Source organism: Rhizobacter sp. Root404, assembly GCF_001425865.1.
GTDB lineage: Bacteria > Pseudomonadota > Gammaproteobacteria > Burkholderiales > Burkholderiaceae_C > LMDS01.
Window position 1 is genome coordinate 1,745,922 of the sequence record NZ_LMDS01000004.1, and the last position, 25,456, is coordinate 1,771,377.

Here is a 25,456-nt window from a genome sequence, read left to right on the forward strand (position 1 = left end):
CCCGACCGCTCCGATGAATGTGCCGCTGCGCGCCCTGCTCCTGACCGATGTCGTCGACAGCACGCGCCTGTCGCATGCGCTCGGCGACGAGGCGATGGCACGCTTGTGGACCGAACACGACCGCGCCGCCCGCGACCTGCTGCGGGATTGGCACGGGCACGAGATCGAGAAGACCGACGGCCTGCTCGCGCTGTTCGAGACGGTCGCCGATGCGGTCGGTTTCGCGGCCGGCTACCACCGCGCGCTGTCGGCCCTCGGTGTGCCGCTGAACGCGCGCGTCGGCATTCACGCCGGTGCGATGACCTTGCGCGAGACCAGCGCCGACGACGCCGCGCTGGGGGCCAAGCGCGTCGAGGTCGACGGCCTCGTCAAGCCGATCACCGCCCGCGTGATGGCCACGGCGCTCGGCGGCCAGACGCTGCTGACCGGCGACGCGCGCGCGGCCCTCGGCGCGACCGCGCTGCGCGTGTCGTCGCACGGACACTGGCGCCTGAAGGGCGTGCCCGAGCCGATCGAGCTGTTCGAGATCGGCGAGCCCGGTGCCCCGTTCACGCCGCCGCCCGATGCGGAGAAATCCTGGCGCGTCGTGCGCCAGCGCGACCTCTGGCTGCCGGTGCGCGAGGTGCGCCACAGTTTGCCCGCCGAACGCGACAGCTTCGTCGGGCGCAGCGAGCCGCTGCAAGTCCTGGCGCGCAAGCTCGAGGAGGGGGCGCGGCTGGTGTCGGTGCTGGGCATGGGCGGGACCGGCAAGACGCGGTTCGTCGCGCGCTTCGCCTGGAGCTGGCTCGGCGAGTACCCGGGCGGCGTGTGGTTCTGCGACCTGTCCCAGGCACGCACCGTCGACGGCATCCACGTTGCGGTGTCGCAGGGGCTGGTCGTGCCGCTCGGCAAGACCGATCCGGTCGTGCAGCTCGGTCGTGCGATCGCCGGGCGCGGGCGTTGTCTTGTCGTGCTCGACAACTTCGAGCAGGTGGCCCGCCACGCCGAGGAGACGCTCGGGCACTGGCTCGACCGCGCGCCGCTGGCACAGTTCATCGTCACGACGCGGGAGGTGCTCGGCATCGTCGGCGAGGAGACGCTCGCGCTCGTGCCCCTGCCGGGCGCGGATGCCGCGGCGCTCTTCTTGCGGCGCGCCGAGTCGGCGCGGCAGGGCTATGCGCCCGGCCCGGACGATCTGGCCGCGATCCATCAGCTGGTCAAGGTCCTGGACGGCTTGCCGCTGGCGATCGAACTCGCGGCCGCGCGAGTGCGGGTGCTGTCGCCGCGCGCGCTGCTCGAACGCATGCACGAGCGCTTCAGCGTGCTGTGGTCGCGCGCCGGGCGGCAGGACCGCCAGGCCACCCTGCGAGCCGCGTTCGACTGGTCGTGGGAGTTGCTGAGCGACCCCGAGAAGTCGGCGCTCGCGCAGTTGGCGGTGTTCCAGGGCGGGTTCACGCTCGAATCCGCCGAAGCCGTACTCGACCTGTCCGCCCACGAACACGCGCCCGACGTGATCGATGCGCTGAACTGGCTGATCGACAAGAGCTTCGTTCGACCGCTGGGCGACGATCGCTTCGATCTGCTGGAAAGCGTCCGCGAGTACGCGATGGAGCACTTGCAGACCGCAGGCCGGTTCGCCGGGAGCGGGCCGGACGCGCAGCGCGCGGCGCTGCAGCGACACGGTCGATTCTTTGCGGCGCTGGGGCCGCTGCGTGCGGCGCAAGCCGGTGGCATCGAGCTCGACAACCTGGTCGCGGCCTGCCGCCGCGCCGTGCAACGCGGCGATCCGGGTGTCGCTGCGCCATGCCTGTACGGCGCCTGGGGCCCGCTGCGCATGCGGGGGCCGTTCCGGCTCGGTGTGACGCTCGCCGCCACCGTGCGCACCATGTCGGGGCTGCAAGGCGCCGATCGAGCGCAGGTCGATCTGGTCGAAGGACTCGCCCTGCACCTGTGCGGCTCGGCCGTCGAGGCGCAGCAACGGCTCGAGATCGCCATCGATTCCGCACAGGCCGTCGGGCGGCCCGATTTGCAGGCGCGGGCGCTGCAGGCGCTGGCGATGCTGCAGGCCGGTGCGGGCCAACTCGATGACGCGGGCGGGTCCTACCGCCGCGCGCTCGAAGCGGTGCGGCGCACCGGCGACCGCTCGCAGGAATGCGCGGTGCTGAACGGGATCGCCTCGTTCAGCGAATCGCTCGGCGACATCCGCGAGGCGCGCGAGCACTACGCGCTGGCGCTGCGCATCGCGCGTGAAACCGGCGACCGACGTTGGGAAGGCGGCAGCGCCGGCAATCTCGCCGGTTGGCATGCGACGCACGGCGACCCGGCCGACGCGCTGCCGCTCTATCTCGAATCCATCGCGATCGCCAGGGAACTCGGCGACCGGCAATGGGAAGCCAACGCGCACTGCAATCTCGGGCTGCTCCACTATGCCGAGGGCGCGCCCGGTGCGGCGCGCGGCGAACTGGAAACCGCGCTGACGGCGGCGCGGGAGATGGGCCACGCGCGCCTGCTCTGCATCGTCCAATGCAACCTGGCGCTGGTGGCCGAGTCGCTCGGCGAACCGCAGCAGGCATTGACGTACTACGAAGAAGCGATCGATCTCGCGCGCGACCTGCACGACCGGCGCTCGGAGGGCCAGTTCCTCGGCTACCTGGGCCGTCTGCACGCGCGCCAGCGGCGGTTCGACGCCGCCGACAGCTGCCTCGAGACCGGCGAGGCGCTGCTGCGCGCGGTCTCGGATCGAATCAGCCTGGGGATCCTGTTGTGCGGGACAGCCGAAGCCGAGTCGCTGCGGGGCCGGCCCGAGCGGGCCGAACAGGTGCTGGCGCAGGCGTCACGGATCGCCGGGGAGCTCGACGATCTGCGGGACGAATCGGAGTTCGGGAAGGCGCTCGCGCGCACGCGATCACTGCTCGGTGCGCTTGCCGACCGCCCCTAGCGGCACTCGACTGTCTCCGGCACTCTGGGCGTGGCCACCAACGAATCGAAGTTGACGATGATCGGGTCGCACGACCACACCTTCCGGGGCGTCACGTTCTTGTCGTAGAACCTGATCGTGTACGACCAGGTCGAACCCTGCGTCGACTGGTTGAAGCACCACCAGTAGTTGGAACGATCGGCGCTCACGCCGCTGCTTGCCGGACCGGGCGGATAGGGAACGGCGGACTTGAACGTGATGCCGTCGTCAGTGAACAGATATTGGTTGCCGGCGATCTTCCAGCGCACGCCACCCTTCTGCCAATCGACACGCGCCTTGCCAGGGGCGACTCGAACCGAGGCGGACGCCGGCGGGGCCGGGACCATGATCTGATTCAGCTCGACCTGGTCGTCGGACCCCGGACACGGTGACGCGGGCAGGAGTGCGGCAGACGACGCGCCCGCGCGTGCAATGTGACCTTCGTTGGCGCAGCCAAGCACGAGCAACGCACTGGCCAACCCCGGCGCCCACAGCATCTGGAACTTGTTCATCGGTTCGTCCTCCTCGGCGAGCGATCATGTCGGACTCACCGGTGGCCTGTCGACCCCCAAGGACCATCGCCCGTCATCAATCGAGGGGACGGACCCGCCTAGGCGCCATCGCCGCTACTTCTTTTCCACATGCCCGCCGAACTGAAACCGCATCGCGCTCAGGATGCGGTTCTGGAACTCCGCCTCCCCCCGCGAACTGAAGCGCGCGTAGAGCGCGGCCGTCAGCACCGGTGCCGGCACGGCCTCGTCGATCGCGGCCTGGATCGTCCAGCGGCCTTCGCCGGAGTCGGACACATGGCCGCCGAACTTCGCGAGCTCCGGGTCCTCGTGCAGCGCGCTGGCCGTCAGGTCGAGCAGCCACGAGCTGACGACGCTGCCGCGACGCCAGACCTCGGCGATGTCGTGCAGCGGCATCTCGTACTGGTAATGCGCGGGGTCGCGCATCGGCGTGGTCTCGGCGTCGTGCGCATGGTCGGCACGGCCGACGTTGGCGCCTTTCAGGATCGCCAGGCCCTCGGCGTACGCGGCCATCATCCCGTACTCGATGCCGTTGTGGACCATCTTGACGAAGTGCCCGGCGCCGTTCGGCCCGCAGTGCAGGTAGCCGCGCTCGGCGGTGCCGGCACCATCGCGCCCCGGCGTGCGCGGGATCGTGCCGATGCCCGGCGCCAGCGTCTCGAAGATCGGATCGAGCCGCTTCACGATCTCGGCCTCGCCGCCGATCATCATGCAGTAGCCGCGCTCCAGCCCCCACACGCCGCCGCTGGTGCCGACGTCCACGTAATGCAGCTGCTTCGCCGCGAGTTCCTTGGCGCGGCGGATGTCGTCGACGTAGTAGGAATTGCCGCCGTCGATCAGCGTGTCGCCGGGCGCGAGCAGCGGCAGGATCTCGGCGATCGTCGCGTCGACGACGCCGGCCGGCACCATCAGCCACAGTGTGCGCGGCGCCGCGAGCTTCGCGATCTGGTCGGCGAACGAGGCGGCGCCAGTGATGCCGACGCCCTCGTTCGCGAGCGCCTCGACGGCGGCGGGCGCGCGATCGAACACCACGCACGCGTGGCCGCCGCGGGTCAGTCGGCGCACCATGTTCGCGCCCATGCGGCCGAGGCCGATCATTCCGAGTTGCATCGCTCATCGCTCCTGGTCGCGCCGACGGCGCGCAAGCGCGCATCGTAGTGGGAACAGCCGAGCGATACTGGCCGCCGCATTCACCGACCCCGCTGCCCATGACGATCACCGCCGACGACATCACCGCCGCCGCCGCCCGCATCGCGCCGCACGTGCGCGAGACGCCCCTGTGGCGCCTGCCCAGCAGCGCCTTCGGCCTGCCGGCGGACGCGCCACCCTTCGAGGTGCTGCTCAAGCTGGAGCACCTGCAGCGCTCGGGCAGCTTCAAGGCGCGCGGCATGTTCAACCGCCTGCTGTCGAACCCGATCCCCGCGGCCGGCGTGATCGCGGCGTCGGGCGGCAACGCCGGCATCGCGACCGCGGTGGCGGCGCAGGCGCTAGGCGTGCGCGCCGAAGTGTTCGTGCCGAGCGTGATCTCGGCCGCCAAGCGGGCGCGGCTCGAGGCGCTCGGGGCCACGGTCGTGATCGCCGGCGATGTCTACGCCGAGGCGGCCGAGGCCTGCGTCGCGCGGCAGCGCGAGACCGGCGCGCTGATGACCCACGCCTACGACCAGCCCGAGGTCGTGGCCGGCGCCGGCACGCTGGCGCGCGAGCTCGAGACGCAGGCCGGCGGCGCGCCCGACGCGGTGCTGGTCAGCGTCGGCGGCGGCGGGCTGGTCGCGGGGATCGCGGCGTGGTGCGCGGGCCGCAGCCGCGTCATCGCGCTCGAGCCCGAACTCGCGCCGACGCTGTTCCGCGCTCGCGCCGCCGGCAGGCCGGTCGACGTGGAGGTCGGTGGCATCGCAGCCGATTCGCTCGGTGCGCGTCGCATCGGCAACATCGCCTGGGCGATCACGCAACAGCATGTCGCGCACGCCGAACTGCTCACCGACGCGGCGATCCGCGACGCGCAGCGCTTCCTGTGGACCGAGCTCAAGCTCGCGGTCGAGCCCGCCGCCGCGCTGCCGCTGGCGGCGCTGCGCAGCGGGCGGGTCCGGCCGGCCGCCGGCGAGCGCATCGCGCTGATCGTCTGCGGCGCCAACGTCGACCCCGCCACCTTGGGTTGACGCGATGGACCTGCTCCTGATCGGCGGCGGCGTGTTCCTCGGCAGCGCGGTGCTCGACGCCGCGCTGCCGCGGGGCCACCGCGTCACCGTGTTCAACCGAGGCCGCGCGCGCAGCGCATGGCCGGAGGGCGTCGAGGTCATCACCGGCGACCGCGTCGCCGACCTGGGCCGGCTCGCGGGCCGACGCTGGGACGCCGTCATCGACACCTGCGGCTACGTGCCGGCCGACGTGCAGGCGAGCGCCGCGGCACTGAGGAACGCGTGCGATGCCTACCTGTTCGTCTCCAGCATCTCGGCCTACGCCGACACGACCGAGCCGATGAGCGACGAGACGCAGCCGGTCGCCGCGTTCGACGCCATCGCGCCCGACGACTGCGACCTGCGCCACTATGGCCCGCAGAAGGCCGCCTGCGAGGCACAGGTGCTGCAGGCGTTCGGCCCGCGCGCGCTGATCGTGCGGCCGGGGCTGATCGTCGGCCCCGGCGATCGCAGCGGGCGCTTCTCGCACTGGGTCTGGCGCAGCGCCGAGGGCGGCGCGATGCTGGTGCCCGACGTGCCGCCGACGCAGGCACTGCAGTTCATCGACGTGCGCGATCTCGGCGCCTGGATGGTGCATCTGCTCGAGACCGGTGTGCGCGGCGCGGTGGACGGCAGCGGACCGGTCGGCGCCGCGCCGATCGATTGGCGCGACCTGATCGAGGCCTGCCGCGCTGAAGCCGCCGCGCACGGCCACGCGCCGGCCGACGCGGTGCCGGTCGACGAGGCCTTCCTGATGCAGCACGGCGTGCAGCCGTGGAGCGAACTGCCGCTGTGGCTGCCGTCGATCGACCCGGCCTACGCGGGCTTCAACCGCACGCTGACCCGCGCGGCGGGCACCGGACTGCGCACGCGCCCGTTGCGCGAGACCGTCGCCGCCGTGCTCGCCGAGGGCGTGCCGCCGGCCGACGACCGGCGCCGCGCCGGCAAGCTCACGCGCGAGCGCGAGGCCGACCTGCTGGCCGCGTGGGCGGCCGAACGAACCCGAGGAACAGCCCCATGACCATCGAACTCAGCAAGGACGCGCGCGCCACCGCGATCCTCTCGATCGAGCGCTACTACAAGGAAAACTTCGACGAGAAGATCGGCAACATCCAGGCCGCCGCGCTGCTGCACTTCTTCCTCGAAGAGATCGCGCCCAGCGTCTACAACCAGGCCGTCGGTGCGGTGCAGGAGCGGCTGATCGCGCGCGTCACCGAGATCGACATCGAGTGCCACGAGGACGAGTTCGGCTACTGGGCGAAGCAGCGCAAGCGCTGAGCCGCGCCGTGCGGCGAACGGGGGTCAGAAGCCGTTGTAGGCGATGCCGATGTACGGCTGCGAGTCGCCCTCGCTGCGGTTGTTGCCGACACGCAGGAACCACTTCGACGCGCCGAGCGCGATCCGCACGCCGGCATTCGTCGCCTGGTAGCCGCGCTCGTGGTAGCGGCTCAGCTCGAACGCCACCGGCCAGCCGGTCGGCGCGTACTGCGCGGTCGCGAGCCAGCTGCCGCGGAAGCTCGAGCCCTGCAGCAGCACGTAGTAGTCGCCGCCGATCGTCGGGCCGTACCACTCGGATTGCGCTCGGGCCGACAGGCGGGTCGCGTGCTCCGGGTTGGCCACGTCGCGGCTGCGGAATTCGTTGACGCCGGCACCCAGGCCGACGATCCAGTGGTGCACCTCGCCGGCGACGTGCCAGCGGTAGGTGGCGCCAACCGCGGCGGCGTGGCCGGTGTCCCAGCGCGCGTAGGTGGCGGACAGCAGCGCCGCCGGCGTCTCGGCCGTGCTGCTGCCGAGTGCGTGGACCAGCACCGCGGTGGTGGCGCTGGACGAGGTGTCGAGTTGCGCGTACTCGATCGCCTGCGCGTGCGCGGCGCCGAGCAGCAGGCTCGCCGCGACGAGCGCGGCGCGGGGGCTTGAAGGAATCGACACGGTCGGTGCTCCGGAAACGGCGGGCGCCGCAGGCGCCGCGCGGGTGGTCGTGCTAGTAGGTGGAAGGCTGTGCATCGCGGCGGCGCACGAGGTCGCCGCGTTCGAGCGACTCGGACAGCGAAGAGGCCACGGCCGGCGCCAGCTCGGTGCTGCTGACGATGCGATAGGCGTACACCGCGACGTCGCTGCCGCCCGGCCCGGTCAGCGCCAGCGGCGCGAGGCGGACCGCGCGGGCCGGTGCGTCGATGCGGCGGCTCACGTCGAGGATCAGGTCGCGTTGCTCGGGCAACGCGTGGTGGCTGACGATGTAGGCCTCGCCGCCGGTGCTGCCTTCGGCGGACAGAAGCACCGGCTCGGCCGGGCCGTCGCGTTCGACCCGCACCAGGCCGGCGTTCCAGCGCACCTGGACCAGCGGGTTCGGCCCCGGGCCGGGCACCCGGCCCGGCAGCATCCGGCTCATCGGCGTGTGGACCTGGTCGGTGTAGCCGTTCAGCACCCATTGCAGGTCGGAGCCGAACAGGAAGCCTTCGAGCCGGTCGCGGCCCTCGGCGCTGGTCGAGAAGTGCAGGCCGAGCGCCTTCAGGCCCGGCTCGCCGCCCGCCATCGGCACGGCGCCGCGCACCTCGCCCCAGAACGCGACCGGGCCCTCCGGCACCGTGAGGTGGCCGGTCAGCGCATCGCCGACCGCGAGCGTGACCGGCAGGCGGCCGTAAAAGCGCAGGCCGTTTTCCGACACGTCGTCGACGGTGCCGCGCACGCGCGTGCCGTCCGCCATCACGAGCTCGGCCGGCACGGCGACTGGGAACCGGTACTGCGTGCGGCGGTTGCGTTGCGTGATCGTGGTGAACGCGATCACGCCGATCGCCAGTGCGCTGTTGACGATCGCCCAGAACATGCTCGCGACGACCGCGCCGACCGGCAGGTTCGGCGCGACGAGCCAGACGATGCCGCCGACGGCGATCGCCAGCGCGTTCAGTGCCAGCACCGACCACTGCGGGAAGGTCAGCCGCATCGCGGCGCGCGCCGCCGGCATGCCCTTGGCGGTGACGCGGAACTTCATCGGCGGCACGATCCAGGCCAGCGTGGCCCAGGCGAACGCCGCGAAGCGCGCCATGTTGTATTGCTCGATGAACAGGCTGCGCCCGTAGCCGCGCGCCACTTCCTCGAAGACCCAGAACGTCAGCAGGCAGAACGGCGCGAAGTGGATCAGGAAGTCGGTCATGCTGGCGCGCATCGGCAGCACGCCCGAGAGCAGCACCAGCACCGGCGCGAAGTAGAAGATCGCCTTCTGCCAGCCGTCGAAATAGGTCAGCACCGACGCGAAGTAGTTCAGGCGCTGCGCCAGGCTCAGGCCACGGTGCGTCAGGATGCCTTCCTTGCGCCAGACGTGCATCGCGCCCTGCCCCCAGCGCACGCGCTGCGCGAGGAACGGCTGGATCGACTCCGGCGCGAGGCCGAACGCCAGCGGCTCGGCGTGGTAGACCGACTGGTGGCCCTTGGCGTGGATGCGCATCGAGGTGTGCAGGTCCTCGGTGACGGTGCCGGTCGCGAAGCCGCCGATGTCCTCCAGCGCGCTGCGGCGGATCACCGCGCAGCTGCCGCAGAAGAAGGCCGAGTTCCAGTAATCCTTGCCGCGCTGGATCACGCGGAAGAACAGCGACTGCTCGGTCCAGACCGTGCGCCCGGCGCCGCCGGGGCGGTGCTGGTACGAGTCGAGGTTGTAGAAGTCCTGCGGGGTCTGCACGAACGCGACCTTGCGGTTCTCGAAGTAGCCGAGCGTCTTGGCCAGGAAGTCCTGCCGCGGGGCGTGGTCGGCGTCGAAGATCGCGATCAGCTCGCCGCGGCTGTGCTTCAGCGCGTGGTTCAGGTTGCCGGCCTTGGCATGCTGGTTGTCGTCACGGGCCAGGTATTCGCAGCCGAGCTGCGCGGCCAGCGCCTTCATCTCGGGGCGCCGGCCGTCGTCGAGCAGCCAGGTGGTGTGCGGGTGGTCCATGCCGCGCGCCGCCAGCAGCGTCTTGCGCACCAGGTCGACCGATTCGTTGTAGGTGGGAACGAACACGTCCACCGTCACGTCCAGCCGCGCCGGCGGCGCCTTGCGGTCGGTCAGCCGCCAGCACATGAACACGTGCAGCAGCGCGGTGGCGAAGCCGAACACCTCGGCACCGTAGATCAGCCCGGAAAAGACCGGGGCCTCGGGGTTGAGCGTGCCATAGCGCCAATGCAGGTACCAGACGCTCGCGACCACGAACGCAAGCACCAGCAGACGGCGCGGCCACTCGAGCGGTGTGAACGGCACTTCATTCTGTTTCATGCCCGTCATATCGACTGAGTTAACAAACTCTTGACATTCACGAAAGGTCGGCAGGACGGCTGAAGCCCACATCCTGCGGCGATCCGTGACGCAATGCCGGCCCGCCTCACACATTGATCTAGATCAAACCGGATGCATTCAGCGCGAAGTGGTGCGCCCGGATGGCCGATATGCCGTCTGTCCATCTCCAGCGACGCACAACGACAAGGACACCCGATGCGCCTCAACGAACCCGTCACCCAGCGCGAATACGTCTTCCCCGACGACGCGACCCTGATGTCGAGCACCGACACCCGCGGCCGGATCACCTACGCCAATGCCGCGTTCTGCACCACCAGTGGCTTCACCCGTGAGCAGCTGCAGGGGCAGCCGCACAACATGGTCCGGCACCCGGACATGCCGCCGGAGGCGTTCGCCGACATGTGGGCATCGCTGAAGAGCGGCGAGCCGTGGGTCGCGCTGGTCAAGAACCGGCGCGCCAACGGCGACCACTATTGGGTGCAGGCGAATGCGACACCGGTCGTGCGCGGCGGGCGCCAGGCCGGCTACTTGTCGGTGCGCACCAAGCCCACGGCCGCCGAGGTGGCCGGGGCCGAGGCGCTGTACCGCGACTTCCGCACCGGCGCGGCGGGCAGCCGCCGCTTCCACAAGGGCCTGATCGTGCGCACCGGACTGCTGGGCTGGACCTCGGCGCTGCAGACGATGCCGGTGCGCTGGCGGCTGCGCAGCGGCTTGCTGGTCCTTGCGCCGTCCCTCATCGGACTGGGTTGGGGGCTCGGCCTGGGCGGCTCGTCGCTCGCGATGTTCGCCGGCGCGACGGCCGCGCTGACGCTGGCCGCGGGCTGGTGGTTCGAGGCCCAGATCGCGCGCCCGCTCGAATCCATGTGCCGGGAAGCGCTCAGCGTGGCGTCGGGCGCGACCCAGAGAGTCACCGCGCTGAACCGGGTCGACGAGATCGGCATGACGATGCGCTCGATCGGGCAGCTGGGGCTGATGTTCCGCTGGCTGATCGACGACGTGAGCGAACAGGTCATCACCGTGCAATCGGCCAGCAGCGAGATCGCGCAAGGCAACAACGACCTGGCGTCGCGCACCGAGCAGGCGGCATCGAGCGTGCAGGAGTCGGCCTCGGCGATGACGCAGATGACGGCCACGGTGCAGAGCACCGCCGACACCGCCTCCAAGGCCAACGAACTGTCGGCCTCGGCCAGCGGCGCCGCCGCGAAGGGCGGCCAGGCGGTGGCCGAGGTCGTGCAGACGATGCAGGACATCACCCAGAGCTCGAAGCGGATCGGCGACATCATCGGCGTGATCGACGGCATCGCGTTCCAGACCAACATCCTGGCGCTCAATGCCGCCGTGGAAGCGGCCCGCGCCGGCGAGCAGGGCCGCGGCTTCGCGGTGGTGGCCGCCGAGGTCCGGGCGCTCGCGCAGCGCAGCGCGACCGCGGCGCGCGAGATCAAGGAACTGATCGCGACCAGCGTGCAGAAGGTCGAGTCCGGCAGCGCGATGGTCGATCACGCGGGCCGCACGATGGGCACCATCGTCGATGAGGTCAAGCGGGTCTCGCAGATGATCGCCGAGATCAGCGCCGCGACGATCGAGCAGAGCACCGGCATCACGCAGGTCGGCCAGGCGATGGGGCACCTGGACGAGATCACGCAGCAGAACGCCGCGCTGGTCGAGCAGAGCGCCGCCGCATCGGAAAGCCTGCGGCTGCAGGCGGTGCGGCTGGTCGAGGCGGTCAGCGTGTTCCGCTGAGCCTCGGGCCGCTCAATGCCGCGCGACCGCGAGCCAGCGGTCGAGCTGCTCGCGGTCTTCGAGCAGCGCGGCGCTGGCGCCTTCGTGCACCACGCTGCCGCGGTCCAGCACCACGGCGCGTTGCGTGATCGGCAGGATCATCCGCGGGTTCTGCTCGACGATGATCGCGCTCATGCCCTCGTCGCGCACCACCCGTGCGATCGAGCGCAGCAACTCCTCGACGATGATCGGCGCCAGGCCCTCCAGCGGCTCGTCGAGCAGCAGCAGCTTCGGGTTCAGCACCAGCGCCCGCGCGACCGCGAGCATCTGCTGCTCGCCGCCCGAGAGCTGGTTGCCCATGTTGGACTTCCGCTCGGCCAGGCGCGGGAACATCTCGTAGGCGCGCGCCACCGTCCACGGCCCGGGGCGCGCGACGGCGCTGAGGTTCTCGTCGACCGTCAGCGACTTGAAGATGTTGCGCTCTTGCGGCACCCAGCCGATGCCGGCCGCGGCGCGCTGGTGCGGCGCGAGCGCGGTCAGGTCCTGGCCGGCCAGCACGATGCGGCCGGCGTGGCGGCGCGTCACGCCGACCAGCGTGTTCAGCAGCGTGGTCTTGCCGGTGCCGTTGCGGCCCAGCAGCGCCAGCGATTCGCCCTGCGGCAGCACGAGGTCGATGCCCTGCACGACCACCGCCTCGCCGTAGCCGGATCGGAGCCCTTCGATCTTCAGCAGCTCAGCCATGGACGGCCTCGCCGAGGTAGACGGCCTTGACCCGCGGGTCGTTCGAGATCGACTGCACGTCGCCCTCGGCGAACACTGCGCCGTTGACCAGCACCGTCACGCTCTTCGCGAAGTTGAAGACCAGGTCCATGTCGTGCTCGATCAGCAGCACCGAGACCTCGGCCGGCAGCGCGTTGATGATCTCGAAGATCTCCTGCCGCTCGCCCTCGGGCACGCCGGCGACCGGCTCGTCGAGCAACAGCACGCGCGGCGCGCAGGCCAGCGCGGTCGCGATCTCGAGCAGCCGGCGCTTGCCGTAGGCGAGGTGCTGCACGGGTTGGTCGGCGACGTCGTCGAGGTGGAACTGGCGCAGCAGCGTGTCGCACACAGGCGCCACCCGCGGGTCGGCCCCCAGCCTGCGCCACCACCGCCCGCCGATGCCGAGCTGCGCCGAGACACTCAGCGCCAGCGACTGCAGCGGCGTCAACGCATTGAACAGCTGGTTGATCTGGAAGGTGCGCACGATGCCGCGGCGCACGCGCTGGTGCGGCGCGAGGCGGGTGATGTCGACGCCGTCGAGCCAGATCGAACCGGCGGTCGGCTCGAGCACGCCGGTCAGCAGGTTGATCAGCGTGGTCTTGCCGGCGCCGTTCGGGCCGATCAGCGCGCGTCGGGCGCCTTTCTCGACCTGGATCGAGACCTCGTTGGTCGGCGTGATGCCGCCGAAGCGCTTCAGCAAGCCGCGGGTTTCCAGGACGATGTCGTTCATGAGCGCTTGAACCATCGATGGGGCCGCGTCAGCTTCTCGCGCCCGACCAGCACCAGCACGACCAGGAACACGCCGAGCCAGAAGTTCCAGTACTGCGGCGTCCAGGCCGCCACCAGGTCGTGCAGCAGCTTGAAGACGATCGCGCCGAAGATGCCGCCGTACAGATAGCCGGTGCCGCCAATCACCAGCACCAGCAGCACCTCGGCGCTGCGGTGGAAGTCGAACACGTCGAGCGACGCGAAGCCGCTGGTCTGCGCCAGCAGCGCGCCGGCCGCGCCGGCCATGCCGGCAGCGATCGTGTAGACCGCGACCAGCCGCGCGTTCACCGACAACCCGATGCTCGCCGCGCGCAGCCGGTTGTCGCGCAACGCCTGCAGCGAATAGCCGAACGGCGAGTGCACCAGCCGGCGGCCGATGAACAGGCATGCGATCAGCACGAACAGCGTGTAGCCATACGCGGTGCGGCCGTAGAGGTCGAACTCGAAGCGGCCGAACGGCGTCAGCAGCGGGCCCATCACGACGCCCTGCAGTCCGTCGGCCCCGCCGGTCAGCCAGTCGAGCTTGTTGGCGAGTTCGTAGAGGATCGCCGCGACGCCGAGCGTGACCATCAGCCGCGTCAGGTCCGAGCCGCGCAGGATCAGCAGGCTGCAGACCGCGCCGAGCGCCGCCGTCGCGCCGATCGACACCGCCATGCCGACCCACGGGTCCGGCATCACCAGTTTCGCGAACAGCGCCGCGGCGTAGGCGCCGAAGCCGAAGAACGCCGCGTGCCCGAGCGAGACGATGCCGGCGTAGCCGAGGATCAGGTCGAGCGAGACCGCGAACAGCGCCAGGATCGCGATCTCGTTCAGCAGCAGTGCGTGCGACGGCAGCAGCGCCCACGAGGCGAGCAGCGCGAGCAGCAGCGCGCCTTCCCACCAGCGCCAGCGGGCGGCGCGCGCGAGACCCGCCGCGGCGGCGCTCACCGGCCGCCTCCGGCGCGCGCGAACAGCCCCTGCGGGCGGATCATCAGGATCACGATCATCAGGCTGTAGACGATGAAGGCGCCGAGCTTGGGCACGTAGTACTTGCCCGCCACGTCGGCGATGCCGAGCAGCAGCGCGGCGAGCAGCGGGCCGGTGATCGTGGTCGTGCCGCCGACTGCGCAGACGATCAGGAAATAGACCATGAACTTGAGCGGGAAGGTCGGGTCCAGGCCCAGCACTTCCGCGCCGAGCGCGCCGCCCAGGCCGGCCAGGCCCGAGCCGACCGCGAAGGTCAGCAGGAAGATGCGGTTCACGTTCAGGCCGAGGCCGCCGGCGACGCGCGGGTCGTCGACCGCCGCGCGCAGTTGCGCGCCGAAACGGGTGCGGGTGAGCACCGCCTGCAGCGCCAGCGTCAGCGCGGCACAGACGACGATGATGAACAGCCGGTACTTGCCGATGCCGATCCACTCGATGTCGAAGCGGCCCTGCAGCCAGGCCGGCACCTGGATGTTCTGCTGCATGCCGCCGACGACGTAGTCCACCGCGGTCACCGCGATGAAGACCAGCCCGATCGAGAACAGCACCTGGTCGAGGTGCGGCTTGGCGTACATGCGGCGGTACAGCAGCGGCTCGAGTACCGCGCCCAGTGCCGCCGCACCGAGGAACGCGAGCGGCAGGCAGACCAGGAACGGCACGCCGAGCCGGTTCATCAGCAGCACGGTGATGTAGCCGCCCGCCATCGCGAACGCGCCGTGCGCGAGGTTGATGAAGTTCATCAACCCCAGCGTCACGGCCAGGCCGACCGCGAGCACGAACAGCAGCATGCCGTAGGCGATGCCGTCGAACAGAAGGGTCAGCATGGGGGGGCGCGCGTGGATCGGGTCGAACCCGATTACTTGGCTTTGCCGGGGTCCTTGACGGCCTTGATCACGTCGAACTCGACGTTGTACAGGCCATTGCCCATCGCCGGCACGCGCTCGACCTTGCGGATGTAGACGTCCTGCACGATGTCGCGGGTCTGGCCGTCGATCAGCACCGGGCCACGCGGGCTCTCGAAGATCTGGCCCTTCATCGCGGCGAGCAGCGCGTCGCCACCGGCCCCCTTGCTGGCCTCGAGCGCCTTGTAGATCACGCGCATGCCGTCGTAGCCGCCCACCGCCATGAAGTTCGGCCGCATGCCCTTGTTCGCGGCCTGGAAGGCCTCGACGAACTTCTTGTTGGTGGCGGACGGATGCGCCGCCGAATAGTGGTGCGAGTTGACGACGCCGAGGGCCACGTCGCCCATGTCGTTCAACTGGTCGTCGTCGGTCACGTCGCCGGTCGCGATCAGGCGGATGCCGCTCTTGTCCAGGCCGCGCTCGGCGAACTGCTTCATGAACGCCGCGCCCTGGCCCGACGGCAGGAACACGAACAGCGCGTCCGGCTTCGCATCGGCGACCTTCTGCAGCACCGGCGCGAAGTCGGGGGCGCGCAGCGGCGTGCGCAGCTTGTCGAGGATCTGGCCGCCGTTCAGGCGGAACTGGCTGTCGAAGAACTTCTCGGCGTCGAAGCCGGGGCCGTAGTCGGCGACCAGCGTGATGACCTTCTTGATCTTGTTCTTCGCGGCCCAGTCGGCGATCGAGATCGTGACCTGCGGCAGCGTGAAGCTGGTGCGCACGATGTACGGCGACGCCTCGGTGATGCTGCTGGTGGCCGCGGCCATCACGACCAGCGGGGTCTTGCTCTGCGTGGCCAGCGGCGCGGTCGCGAGCGCGGTCGGCGTGATGCCGAAGCCGGCGATCACCGCGACCTTGTCGGTGACGATCATTTCCTGCGCGATCCGCTTGGTCTGGTCGGGCACCGCGCCGTCGTCCTTCAGGATCACCTCGACCGTGCGGCCGGCGATCTTGTTGCCGTTCTGCGCCATCCACAGCTTCACGGCGGCGTCGATCTGGCGGCCGGTCGACGCCGACTGGCCGGTCATCGGCAGGATCAGGCCGATCTTGATCGGGCCGGTGTCGGCCGCGCCCACGGTGGCGCCACAGGCGGCGGCGAGCAGGCCGAGGGTGGCTTTCAGGACGAGGCGCTTGCTGTTCATCGGGAGTCTCCGGAAGTGGGCTGGTGTTTCGAAAAATGCTGTGCGACTGTAGCGGCGCGCGTCAGTCCGGCCGATAGGAGGAATCCAGCACGAGCCCGCCCCCGGTGACGCGCGAGACGCACGCGCACAGGCGCCGCCCTTCGGCCTTCTCGTGGGCGCTGAAGAACACGTCGCGATGGTCGATGCGGCCGTCGACCGCGAGCACGTCGACCGCGCACAGCCCGCATTCGCCGCGCTTGCAGTCGTGCAGCGTCTCGACGCCGGCGGCCTCGAGCACGTCGAGCAGCGTGCGGTCGGCCGGCACGGTCAGTTCGAGGCCGTGGCGCGGCAGCCTGACCCAGAACGCCTCGCTCGCGTGCGCGCCGGTGTTGCCGAAGGTCTCGAAGCGCAGGTTCGCCGCGGGCCGTCCGGCTGCCGACCAGGCCGCGCGCACCGCGTCGAGCAGGGGCAGCGGCCCGCAGCACAGCAGCAGCGCCTGCGGGTGCAGCGCGGCCAGGTGCGCGGCCGGATCGAGGCGCTCGCCCTGCGCATTGACGAAGGTGCGCAGCCGTGCGCCGAGCGCCGGGCCGAGCGCGTCGGCAAACGCCAGTTCGTCGGCGCTGCGCGCGGCATAGAGCAGTCGCAGGTCGGCGCCCTGCGCGGCGAGCTGCTGCGCCATGCCGACGATCGGCGTGATGCCGATGCCGCCGGCGATCAGCAGGTACTGCGGCGCGCCGAGCGGCAACTCGAAGTGGTTGGCCGGCTCGCCGACCATCAGCTCGGCGCCGCGTTCGAGCGACCACAGGTGGCGTGAGCCGCCGCGCCCGGGCTCGACGCGCTTGACGGCGATGCGGTAGACCTCGCGCGCGACCGGGTCGTGCGGCTGGCCGGTCAGCGAGTACGAGCGCGTGTCCTCGCGGCCGTCGATCGTCACCCGCACGTTCAGGTGGCTGCCGACCGTCCACGGCCGAACGCCGCCCTCGGGGCGGATCTCGAATTCGCGCACCGTCGGCGTCAGGTCGCGCAGCGCGCGGAGGTGGGCGGGGTGCCAATGGTCGCTGCTGCGCATCGTCTTTCTCTTTTCCGGAGAGGTCAGCGCGCCGCGGCGCGGCGGATCAACCGCGCGCCCGGCACATGCTGCAGCGCCTGCTGGTCGTGCAGCGCCTGTTGCAGGTTGCGCCGCGCGATGCGGGCGTGCTCGCGCATCAGCGACTCGGCCCGCGCGCCCTCGCGCTGCGCGATCGCCTCGATGACCATGCGGTGCTGCTCCTGCGCGACGACGAGCACGTCGCGCGCCCGCGGCCCGACCGCGTGGGCCAGCACGAAGCCGTTCGGCGACGCGAACGGCAGCGCCTTGGCCTTGTCGAGCTGGCGCGCCAGCAGCGGGCTGCCGGCCATCTCGGCGAGCAGCGCGTGGAAGCGCGCGTTCTGCGCGACGTAGACCGAGAAGGTCTCGTCGGTCAGCGCCGGCGCGGCGAGCGCGTCGTCGATGCGGCGCAGGCAGTCGCGCGCCTCGCTCAGCAGGGCCGGGCGCACGCCGCGCTCGGCGGCGAAGCGCGCGGCCAGGCCCTCGATCGTGCCGCGCAGCTCGATCGCGTCGACGATGTCGGCCTCGCTGAAATCGCGCACCGCGTAGCCGCCGGCCGGCAGCGTGTCGAGCAGGCCCTCCTCGGCGAGCCGCACCAGCGCCAGCCGCACCGGCGTGCGCGAGACGCCGAGCCGCTCGACCAGCCACAGCTCGGCGATCCGCGCGCCGGGCGGCAGCTCGCCAGCCAGGATCAGCTCGCGCAGCGCCAGCTGCGCCTTGACCGTTTGCGAGGTCGCGGCCGGCACGACCTCGTCGACGCTGTTCATGCGGCCGGCCGCAGCGGGATCACGCGCTGCGGCGGCGTCGTGCCGCCCGTTTCACGCTCGATCATCCGGTCGATCAGCCGCCGCATCCACATCGAGCCGGCGTCGATGTTGAGGTTGTAGAAGCGGTGGTCCGGGTGGTCGAGGATCGCCTGCTGCTGCGCTTCGAGGATCAGTTCGTCCTCGCGGAAGATTCGCGCGACGCCTTCGCGCAGTTCGTGGGTCAGGCGCTGGTCGGCCAGCGCGTAGTTGCGCGCGAACGCCCAGAAGTACAGGCAGGTGGTCTCGGTCTCCGGCGTGATGGTGTTGAGCACGTAGCCGTTGACGCCCTGGCTGCGGTCGCTGTCCTTGCCGTCGCGCGGGATCGCCCCGGTGCCGGTCAGCGCGACGCCGACATCGATCGCGATCGTCGCCGGCGCCTCGAAGCGGATGATCTGCCAGCGGTCGACCTGGCCCTCGCGGCCCAGGCCGTGGCGCAGCTGGCTGGCCCAGAACGGCGGCGGGTCGATGTTCTCCATCCAGCGCGTCACGGTCGCGGTGCGGTCGCCATGGGTCGCGACGAACGGCGCCTCGGCCACCGCCTGCTGGCCGATGCTGGAGCCGTGCACGAAGGTCTCGTGGGTCAGGTCCATCAGGTTGTCGAGCACGAGCCGGTAGTCGCACTTGACGCGGATCATCTTGCCGTCGCCGGCCCAGGCCGGGTCGTCGTTCCAGTGCATGTCGGGCACCAGCGCGGGGTCGGCCAGCGCGGCCTCGCCGGGCCAGACCCAGATGAAGCGGTGCTTCTCGACCACCGGGAAACTGCGCACGCAGGCCGACGGGTTGATCGTCTCCTGCGACGGCATGCGGGTGCAGCGGCCGTCGGCGTTGTAGACCAGGCCGTGGTAGCCGCAGGTCACCTCGTCGCCGTCGAGCCGGCCCTTGGACAGCGGCAGCAGGCGGTGCCAGCAGGCGTCCTCGAGAATCGCCGGCGTGCCGTCGACGCGCCGGAACAGCACCAGCTTGCGCTGGCAGACCGTGCGCGCGAGCAGTTCGCGCCCGACCTCCACGTCGTAGGCGCAGGCATACCAGGCGTTCAGCGGAAAGGTCGAGCTCATCGTCGTACGCCGGATCGTTGTATACAGAGACGAGAGTTTCCAACCCAGCAAGGCGGCCCGATTAGCGGGTTAACCCGCATTCAATCCCATTCGCTGTATTCAACAATGGCCGCCGGACCTCGAATGGAGACACAGATGACGCTGCGCACCACCCCGCCCTTCCGCGCCGACCACGTCGGCAGCTTCCTGCGCCCCAAGTTCCTGCTCGACGCGCGCGAGCAGCGCGCCAAGGGCGAGATCGGCCCCGAGCAGTTGCGGGCGGTCGAAGACAAGGCAATCACCGAGATCGTGAAATTCCAGGAGGACGTGGGCCTGCAGTCGATCACCGACGGCGAGTTCCGCCGCACCTACTTCCACATCGACTTCCTCGAGCAGCTGGGCGGCGTGCAGTGCGCGCCGCCGGTCACCGTGATCCGCCCCGACGGCAGCGAGGAACTCGCGCCGCCGGTGATGAAGGTGACCGGCAAGGTCCGGCACGTGAAGGACATCCAGCGCGCCGACTTCGAGTACCTGAAGTCGCAGGTCAGTGCGGGCCGCACCCCGAAGGTCACGATCCCGTCGCCGACGATGCTGCACTTCCGTGGCGGCCGCGCCGGTATCAGCCGCGAGGCGTACCCCGAGCTCGACCCGGCGTTCTACGACGACGTGGCAACCGCCTACGGCGACGAGCTGCGCGCGCTCGCCGCGGCGGGCTGCACCTACGTGCAGATGGACGACACCAACCTCGCCTATCTGTGCGACGACAAGATGCGCGAGGCGGCCCGCCAGCGTGGCGACGACCCGAACGAGCTGCCGCACCGCTACGCGACCTTCATCAACAAGGTGGTCGCGCAGAAGCCGGCCGGCATGACGCTGGCGATGCACCTGTGCCGCGGCAACTTCAAGAGCACGCACGCGGCGGCCGGCAACTACGAGCCGGTGGCGGAGGCGCTGCTGGCCGAGATGAACCTCGACGCCTACTTCATGGAGTACGACGACGCGCGCTCCGGCGACTTCCGCCCGCTGCGCTTCCTGCCGAAGAACAAGATCGTCGTGCTCGGCCTGGTGACGACCAAGTTCGGTGCGATGGAATCGAAGGACGAACTCAAGCGCCGCATCGACGAGGCCGCGAAGTTCGCCCCGCTCGACCAGCTCTGCCTGTCACCGCAGTGCGGCTTCAGCAGCACGGTGCACGGCAACAACATCGCGGTGCAGGCACAGCGGGACAAGCTGCGCCTGGTCGTCGAGGTGGCGCAGGAGGTGTGGGGCTGACATTTCGCCCCGCCGCGCTCCGGATTGCGTTAGTCTTCCGGCCGCCCCTCTTCGGTGGCGCCTGGTGGAGACGACGATGACGACGACGACTCTCGGGGTGGGCGGGACGGTTGCGGCCCGGTCCGACACGCGCTGGTTCTACGTCTGGATGGCCAGCGCGTGCGTGCTGATCGCGTTCGGCGGCTTCGTTCCAACCTACTGGTCGCGCCTGGCGACAGGCAGCTTCGGCGGCGCGCCGATCCTGCACATCCACGGCGCCCTGTTCTTCACGTGGACGCTGTTCTTCCTGGCGCAGACGACCCTCGTCGCGCTCGGGCGCACCGCGGATCACCGCGCGTGGGGGCTGGCCGGCATCTCGCTGGCCACTGCGATGGCGTGCTCGGTGGTGCTCGCCGCGATCAACTCGATGCGCGTGGCGGAAACGATCGGCATGGTCGAGCAGGCGCGGCGCTTCTCGTATGTCTCGCTCAGCGGGGCGGTGCTGTTCGCGGGGCTGCTGACCGTGGCGATCGTCCAGGTGCGGCGCAGTGAGATCCACAAGCGGCTGATACTGCTGGCGATGATCCCGCTCATGCACGCCGCGACGGCCCGCGTCTTCATGACGCTGTTCGCGCCGCCCGATGCGAAGGGGCCTCCACCGGTCTTCGTGTCGGTCCCCCCCGGCCTGCTGGTCGACCTGCTGATCGTCGCGGGCATCGTGTACGACTGGCGCACGCGCGGCCGGCCGCATCCGGCCTACCTCATCGGTGGCGCGCTGCTGCTCGCCAATCAGCTGCTGGCCGTGCCGCTGAGCGCCACGCCCACCTGGATGTCGATCGCCCGCGCCGTGCAATCCCTGGCCGGCTGACGCCGGCCGTTCGGGCACCGCCAGCGCGCTCAGTCGCTCGACAACTTGCCCGAGCGCACCGCGACCGCCCCCGCCACCTTGGCCAGCGCGCGTCCGGCCCGGGCATAGCGCTGCGACTCGCGCGCGAAGAACAGGCCGTCGGTGCGGGTCGCCACCGGGTGCGCGGCGCCGCTGATCGGATCGACCACGTCGAACACCACGTCACCGGCGTACACCCGCTCGCCGAGCTCGCGCAGGTAGACGACGACGCCGCTGACCGGCGCCTTCAGCACATCGGTCCCGTCGAGCGGCGTGGCCGGCTCGCGCAGCGGCGGCAGCGCCGGCGCCGGGCCGTCGACGAGGCCGCGGTGGGTCAGGAACGCGACCAGCGCGTCGGCATCCGCCGCGGCCATCGGGTGCGCCACGTCGGCTTCGCCGCGCAGCTCCAGCGTCACGCTCAGGCAGCCCATCGGGATCGGGTGCCGGCCTCGGAAGTGCGCTTCGAGCTGCCACCAGGTCTGCGAGCAGGCCTCGTCGAACGGGTTGTCGCCGGATTCGCTCGCGAGCAGCGACGCGCGCGCGCCGGTGAGCCGCGCGAGCGGCTCGCACTGCGGCCACAGCGCGGTGCCGGTGTACAGGTGCACCAGCGATTCGGCGTCGCAATGCAGGTCGAGCACGACCTCGGCGTCGCAGGCCAGGCCGAGCAACGCCTTGCGCTGGCTCATCAGCTCGGTGTCCTCGGGCAGCGCCGCGATCAGCGAGCGCAGCGCGGCGCGCACCGTCTGTGCGTTGGCATTCGCATCGGCGCCGAGCCGGCCTTCGAGCAGCGGGACGACCGCGTCGAACAAGGCCGGGTAGTGGCGGTTGAAGTTCTCGCCGCTGCCGAGTTCGAAGCGGCCCTCGTTCTTCAACAGCACGGTCTGCGCGACGCCGATCGGGTTCGCGACCGGCACGACGACGATTTCGCCACGCAGTCGCCCGTCGCGCTCCAGCGAGTCGAGCCGTTGCCGCAGGTGGTGCGCGACCAGCATGCCGGGCAGCTCGTCGGCATGCAGCGAGGCCTGCACATACACCTTGCGACCGGCATCGACCGGGCCGTAGTGAAAGCTGACGATTTCGCGGCGCGTGCCGAGCGGCGCGCCGGCGAGCGGATGGGTTCGAACATGCATGGCGCACTGTAGCGGCCCGCTGGCCGGCGCGGTTCTGTCGGACAATCCGCCCGCCCCGATTGCCGAACACCGCGATGACGACCAACCCGCCCACCGCCCTCACCGCCCCACGCTGGGCCTGGCTGCCGCCGATCGGCAGCCGCCGCTACTACCTGATGCTGGGACTGCTCGGTGCGCTGGTGCTGGGGCCGCTCGGCGGCGTGACCGCGTCGTACATGAACTTCTCGATCGGCTTCTTCGTCGGTGGGCAGGTGCTGGCCGGCATCCTCGGCTCGACGGTGACGCTGGGCTACGGCCCCGAAGGCAAGCACGGCGCCAACTACATGCAGACGGCCGCGGCGTCGGTCGCCGGCATGGCCGGCATGGGCGTGCTGATCCAGGCGATGGTCTGGATGGGGCTGCCGCAGCCGCCGCTGTGGCAGCTGATGCTGTTCATGGGCGCGATCGGCATGTTCGGCGCCGGGGTCGGCATGCTGTACACGCCGGTGCTGGTCGATCGGCTGCAACTAACTTTCCCGTCGGGCCTGGCGGTCGCGAACATCCTGCGTGCGCTGACCGACCCGGTGCTGCTGCGCCAGTCGATCGCGCGGCTCGGCACCGGCATGGGCCTGGGCCTGGCCGGCGGCATCGGCGCCGCCAAGCTCGGCTGGCTGGCCGCGATCGAGATCTCGACCTCGACGCTCGGTGCCGGCATGCTGGTCGGCGCACGCATCGGCATCGCCGCGCTGGTGGCCGGCACGACCGGCACCTTGCTGATTCCGTTCTTCGTCTCGATCGGCTGGCTGCATGCCGGCGAGCCGTTCCGCAAGATCACGTTCCTGATCGGCCTGGGGCTGATCATGGGCGCCGCCATCCTCGACATCGGGCAGATCCTGGCCGAGGCCTGGCGCCGCTGGCGCGCGCCGCCGGTCGCCAAGGCGCCGGTGGCGGGCGAGGAGTGGAAGCGCACCAGCACCGGCCGGCTGCTTGCATGGGTCGCGTTCTCGGGCGCGGCGGTGGTGTGGGTCGGCGCCGGCGTGCTGCACCAGCCGGTGTTCTTCATGGCGGTGGCCATCGTGCTGGTGTTCGTGTTCGCGATGGTCAACGGCATCTCGCTCGGCATCAGCGACAGCAATCCGATCTCGTCGGCCTTCGTCACCGCGGTGGTGCTGATGGCCGCGCTCGGGCTGAAGGACCCGATCGTCGGGCTGATGGCGGGCAGCATCCTGCTGGTGGCCTGCAGCGTCGCCGGCGACATGCAGCAGGACCGCTCGACCGGCTGGCGCCTGGGCACGCCGCGGACGATCCAGTTCCGCTTCCAGGTGATGGGGCTGGTGGTCGGCGCGATCCTGACCGTCGGCTTCGCCAAGCTGTTCATGAGCGCCTACCCGGTGCTGGGTCTGGACCAGACCGTGCAGTCGGCCGCCGCGCAATCCACCCAGTGGCAGTCGACGATGACCTACAAGTTCGTCGGCGTGCTGCGCAGCCTGACGGACGACAAGCCGTACCAGCGCACCGCGATCGTGATCGGCATCGCGATCGGGCTGTCGGTCCAGTTGCTGCGCCAGTGGCTGTTCTCGCGCGCCGCCTACCAGCGCTTCAGGCAGAGCGGACGGCTCGGCGGCGCGGCCGACTTCGTGATCGACGCGGCGCTGATCCCGTCGCCCTACGCGTATTCGTTCGGCACCTTCCTGAGCCTGGCGACGTCAGCCTGGTTCGCGGCCGGCGGCGTGATCAGCAGCGTCGCGAACTGGCTCGGGGGTCGCGGCGCCACCGACCGCCGCAGCGACGACACGCTGGCCGACGACATGAGCACCACCTCGCTGATCGGCGGTGGCCTGATCGCCGGCGATGCGCTCGCGGCGCTGGGGCTGGGCGTGGTGGGATTGCTGGCGACGGTGGCGGGCTAGCGGCCGAGTCCGGCGTCAGCGTTTGACCGGCCTGCCGGTCGCGACCTTCATCAGCAGTTCGATCAGCAGCGCGCGCTCCGCGGCCGAGAGCGCGCGCAGCGCGGGCGCCTCCATCGTCGCGGCGATGGCCTCGGCGCGCTCGACGAGGTCCTGGCCGCTGGCGGTCAGGTGGATGTGCATCGCGCGCCGGTCCTTGGTGCTGCGCACCCGTTCGACCCAGCCGCGCTCGACCAACCGGTCGAGCGTGACGGCCATGTTGGGCGCCGAGATGTCGAGCGCCTCGCCGAGCTGCTTCTGATTGACCTGCGGGTTCGCGGCCACGAGCATCAGGATCGAGAACTCGACGACTTTGAGGTCGAGCGGCTCGAAGTTGCGCGCGAACACGCGCTTCATCGTGATCGCGGCGCGGCTCGCGGCGTAGCCGACGAGGTGGGTCAGGCGGGACTGGTCGAGCGTGTCGGCGCTCGCGGGAGGGGGAGCGACGGTTCCAGGCATCGTGGAGTCTAGGCCGCGTTCTTGCGCGCCGCGCCGAGGTAGGTGTCGATCACGCGCGAGTCCTTCGCCAGGTCGGCGGCCGGGCCCTCGAGTGCGATCTCGCCCATCTCCAGCACGTAACCGTGGTCGGCCACCTCGAGCGCGGCGCGTGCGTTCTGCTCGACCAGCAGGATCGTCACGCCGGTCGCGCGCAGCCCGTCGATGATGCGGAAGATCTCCTTCACGACCAGCGGTGCGAGGCCCAGGCTGGGCTCGTCGAGCATCAGCAATTGCGGCTTGCTCATCAGCGCGCGGCCGATCGCGAGCATCTGGCGCTCGCCGCCCGACAGCGTGCCGGCCAGCTGCGTGCGGCGTTCCTTCAGGCGCGGGAACAGCGCGAACACCTCCTCGATCGCCGCGGCGCTGTCCTTCTTGCCCAGGCGCACCTGGCGGTAGGCGCCGAGCAGCAGGTTGTCCTCGACCGGCATCGTGCCGAACAGCGCGCGCGTCTCGGGCACCAGCGCCATGCCCTGCATCACGCGTTCTTCGAGCGTGTCGAGGACCATCGATCGGCCCTGGTAGTCGATCGCGCCGCGCGACGGCAGGCAGCCCATCAGCGCGTTCAGCAGCGTCGACTTGCCGGCGCCGTTCGGGCCGATCACGGTGACGACGCTGCCCTTCGCCGCTTTCAGGTTGAGGCCGTGCAGCACCTCGGCGCGGCCGTAGCCGGCGTGCAGATCGCGAACGTCGAGGATCAGGTCGGTCGTCAT

At 70.7% G+C, this 25,456-nt stretch carries 23 protein-coding genes; 8 read left to right on the top strand and 15 right to left on the bottom strand.

Features of this window, described 5'->3' with window-relative positions:
• Positions 1–13 precede the first annotated feature (13 nt).
• Positions 14–2,917, top strand: a complete 2,904-nt coding sequence (locus tag ASC76_RS12430) for a tetratricopeptide repeat protein (RefSeq protein WP_056465960.1) — start codon at positions 14–16, stop codon at positions 2,915–2,917.
• Here the strand turns inward: ASC76_RS12430 and ASC76_RS12435 are convergent.
• On the bottom strand, positions 2,914–3,447 hold the full coding sequence (locus ASC76_RS12435; RefSeq protein WP_056465963.1) for a hypothetical protein: 534 nt from the start codon (positions 3,445–3,447) through the stop codon (positions 2,914–2,916). The two genes, ASC76_RS12430 and ASC76_RS12435, sit on opposite strands and share 4 nt — an antisense overlap.
• A 114-nt stretch (positions 3,448–3,561) precedes the next feature.
• On the bottom strand, positions 3,562–4,575 hold the full coding sequence (gene gnd, locus ASC76_RS12440) for a phosphogluconate dehydrogenase (NAD(+)-dependent, decarboxylating) (protein WP_056465966.1): 1,014 nt from the start codon (positions 4,573–4,575) through the stop codon (positions 3,562–3,564).
• A gap of 98 nt (positions 4,576–4,673) precedes the next feature.
• On the opposite strand from gnd, the gene ASC76_RS12445 reads away from it, so the two are divergent.
• Genes ASC76_RS12445 through ASC76_RS12455 form a run of 3 tightly spaced genes read left to right on the top strand, consistent with a single transcriptional unit; the run spans position 4,674 to position 6,917 of the window.
• Entirely contained in the window at positions 4,674–5,621 is a 948-nt protein-coding gene (locus ASC76_RS12445; protein WP_056465969.1) for a threonine/serine dehydratase, read from the top strand.
• A gap of 4 nt (positions 5,622–5,625) precedes the next feature.
• Positions 5,626–6,660, top strand: coding sequence for an NAD-dependent epimerase/dehydratase family protein (locus ASC76_RS12450; protein ID WP_056465973.1), 1,035 nt, complete (start codon positions 5,626–5,628; stop codon positions 6,658–6,660).
• On the top strand, positions 6,657–6,917 hold the full coding sequence (locus tag ASC76_RS12455) for a DUF2164 domain-containing protein (RefSeq protein WP_056465976.1): 261 nt from the start codon (positions 6,657–6,659) through the stop codon (positions 6,915–6,917). The genes ASC76_RS12450 and ASC76_RS12455 overlap by 4 nt, the downstream gene beginning before the upstream one ends.
• 24 nt (positions 6,918–6,941) lie before the next feature.
• Here ASC76_RS12455 and ASC76_RS12460 read toward each other — a convergent pair whose 3' ends face one another.
• Together ASC76_RS12460 and ASC76_RS12465 are read right to left on the bottom strand one after the other, a co-directional pair.
• Positions 6,942–7,568, bottom strand: coding sequence for a hypothetical protein (locus ASC76_RS12460; RefSeq protein ID WP_056465979.1), 627 nt, complete (start codon positions 7,566–7,568; stop codon positions 6,942–6,944).
• 52 nt (positions 7,569–7,620) lie between these two features.
• Entirely contained in the window at positions 7,621–9,879 is a 2,259-nt protein-coding gene (locus ASC76_RS12465) for a glycosyltransferase (RefSeq protein ID WP_157615597.1), read from the bottom strand.
• Between the two features lie 216 nt (positions 9,880–10,095).
• On the opposite strand from ASC76_RS12465, the gene ASC76_RS12470 reads away from it, so the two are divergent.
• Entirely contained in the window at positions 10,096–11,640 is a 1,545-nt protein-coding gene (locus ASC76_RS12470; protein WP_056465985.1) for a PAS domain-containing methyl-accepting chemotaxis protein, read from the top strand.
• A gap of 12 nt (positions 11,641–11,652) precedes the next feature.
• Here the strand turns inward: ASC76_RS12470 and ASC76_RS12475 are convergent, their stop codons facing one another.
• From ASC76_RS12475 to ASC76_RS12510, 8 genes are all read right to left on the bottom strand, one after another.
• Positions 11,653–12,360, bottom strand: coding sequence for an ABC transporter ATP-binding protein (locus ASC76_RS12475; protein ID WP_056465988.1), 708 nt, complete (start codon positions 12,358–12,360; stop codon positions 11,653–11,655).
• Positions 12,353–13,108 carry an ABC transporter ATP-binding protein gene (locus tag ASC76_RS12480; protein ID WP_056465991.1) on the bottom strand — a complete coding sequence of 252 codons (756 nt, stop codon included), beginning with the start codon at positions 13,106–13,108 and terminating at the stop codon, positions 12,353–12,355. Before ASC76_RS12480 ends, ASC76_RS12475 begins: the two co-directional genes overlap by 8 nt.
• Complete coding sequence (locus tag ASC76_RS12485; RefSeq protein ID WP_056465994.1) at positions 13,105–14,073, bottom strand: branched-chain amino acid ABC transporter permease; 969 nt, start codon at positions 14,071–14,073, stop codon at positions 13,105–13,107. Before ASC76_RS12485 ends, ASC76_RS12480 begins: the two co-directional genes overlap by 4 nt.
• On the bottom strand, positions 14,070–14,933 hold the full coding sequence (locus ASC76_RS12490; RefSeq protein WP_056465997.1) for a branched-chain amino acid ABC transporter permease: 864 nt from the start codon (positions 14,931–14,933) through the stop codon (positions 14,070–14,072). The genes ASC76_RS12485 and ASC76_RS12490 overlap by 4 nt, the downstream gene beginning before the upstream one ends.
• A gap of 32 nt (positions 14,934–14,965) precedes the next feature.
• On the bottom strand, positions 14,966–16,150 hold the full coding sequence (locus tag ASC76_RS12495; protein ID WP_056465999.1) for an ABC transporter substrate-binding protein: 1,185 nt from the start codon (positions 16,148–16,150) through the stop codon (positions 14,966–14,968).
• Between the two features lie 61 nt (positions 16,151–16,211).
• The gene (locus tag ASC76_RS12500; protein ID WP_056466001.1) at positions 16,212–17,198 is read right to left on the bottom strand and encodes a PDR/VanB family oxidoreductase; all 987 of its coding nucleotides are present in this window, start codon (positions 17,196–17,198) and stop codon (positions 16,212–16,214) included.
• Between the two features lie 23 nt (positions 17,199–17,221).
• Entirely contained in the window at positions 17,222–17,983 is a 762-nt protein-coding gene (locus ASC76_RS12505) for a GntR family transcriptional regulator (protein ID WP_056466004.1), read from the bottom strand.
• Positions 17,980–19,077: an aromatic ring-hydroxylating dioxygenase subunit alpha gene (locus ASC76_RS12510; RefSeq protein WP_056466007.1), complete on the bottom strand. Its 1,098-nt coding sequence runs from the start codon at positions 19,075–19,077 to the stop codon at positions 17,980–17,982. Before ASC76_RS12510 ends, ASC76_RS12505 begins: the two co-directional genes overlap by 4 nt.
• Positions 19,078–19,212: 135 nt before the next feature.
• On the opposite strand from ASC76_RS12510, the gene ASC76_RS12515 reads away from it, so the two are divergent.
• Complete coding sequence (locus ASC76_RS12515; RefSeq protein ID WP_056467375.1) at positions 19,213–20,328, top strand: 5-methyltetrahydropteroyltriglutamate--homocysteine S-methyltransferase; 1,116 nt, start codon at positions 19,213–19,215, stop codon at positions 20,326–20,328.
• Between the two features lie 76 nt (positions 20,329–20,404).
• On the top strand, positions 20,405–21,175 hold the full coding sequence (locus tag ASC76_RS12520) for a hypothetical protein (protein WP_056467378.1): 771 nt from the start codon (positions 20,405–20,407) through the stop codon (positions 21,173–21,175).
• 29 nt (positions 21,176–21,204) lie between these two features.
• Here the strand turns inward: ASC76_RS12520 and ASC76_RS12525 are convergent, their stop codons facing one another.
• Entirely contained in the window at positions 21,205–22,323 is a 1,119-nt protein-coding gene (locus ASC76_RS12525) for a succinylglutamate desuccinylase/aspartoacylase family protein (RefSeq protein ID WP_056466010.1), read from the bottom strand.
• Between the two features lie 74 nt (positions 22,324–22,397).
• On the opposite strand from ASC76_RS12525, the gene ASC76_RS12530 reads away from it, so the two are divergent.
• Complete coding sequence (locus ASC76_RS12530; RefSeq protein WP_056467384.1) at positions 22,398–24,212, top strand: OPT/YSL family transporter; 1,815 nt, start codon at positions 22,398–22,400, stop codon at positions 24,210–24,212.
• Positions 24,213–24,227: 15 nt separating this feature from the next.
• Here the strand turns inward: ASC76_RS12530 and ASC76_RS12535 are convergent, their stop codons facing one another.
• Both ASC76_RS12535 and ASC76_RS12540 read right to left on the bottom strand, forming a co-directional pair.
• On the bottom strand, positions 24,228–24,707 hold the full coding sequence (locus tag ASC76_RS12535; RefSeq protein ID WP_056466013.1) for a MarR family winged helix-turn-helix transcriptional regulator: 480 nt from the start codon (positions 24,705–24,707) through the stop codon (positions 24,228–24,230).
• Positions 24,708–24,715: 8 nt separating this feature from the next.
• Positions 24,716–25,456, bottom strand: a complete 741-nt coding sequence (locus tag ASC76_RS12540) for an ABC transporter ATP-binding protein (protein ID WP_056466020.1) — start codon at positions 25,454–25,456, stop codon at positions 24,716–24,718.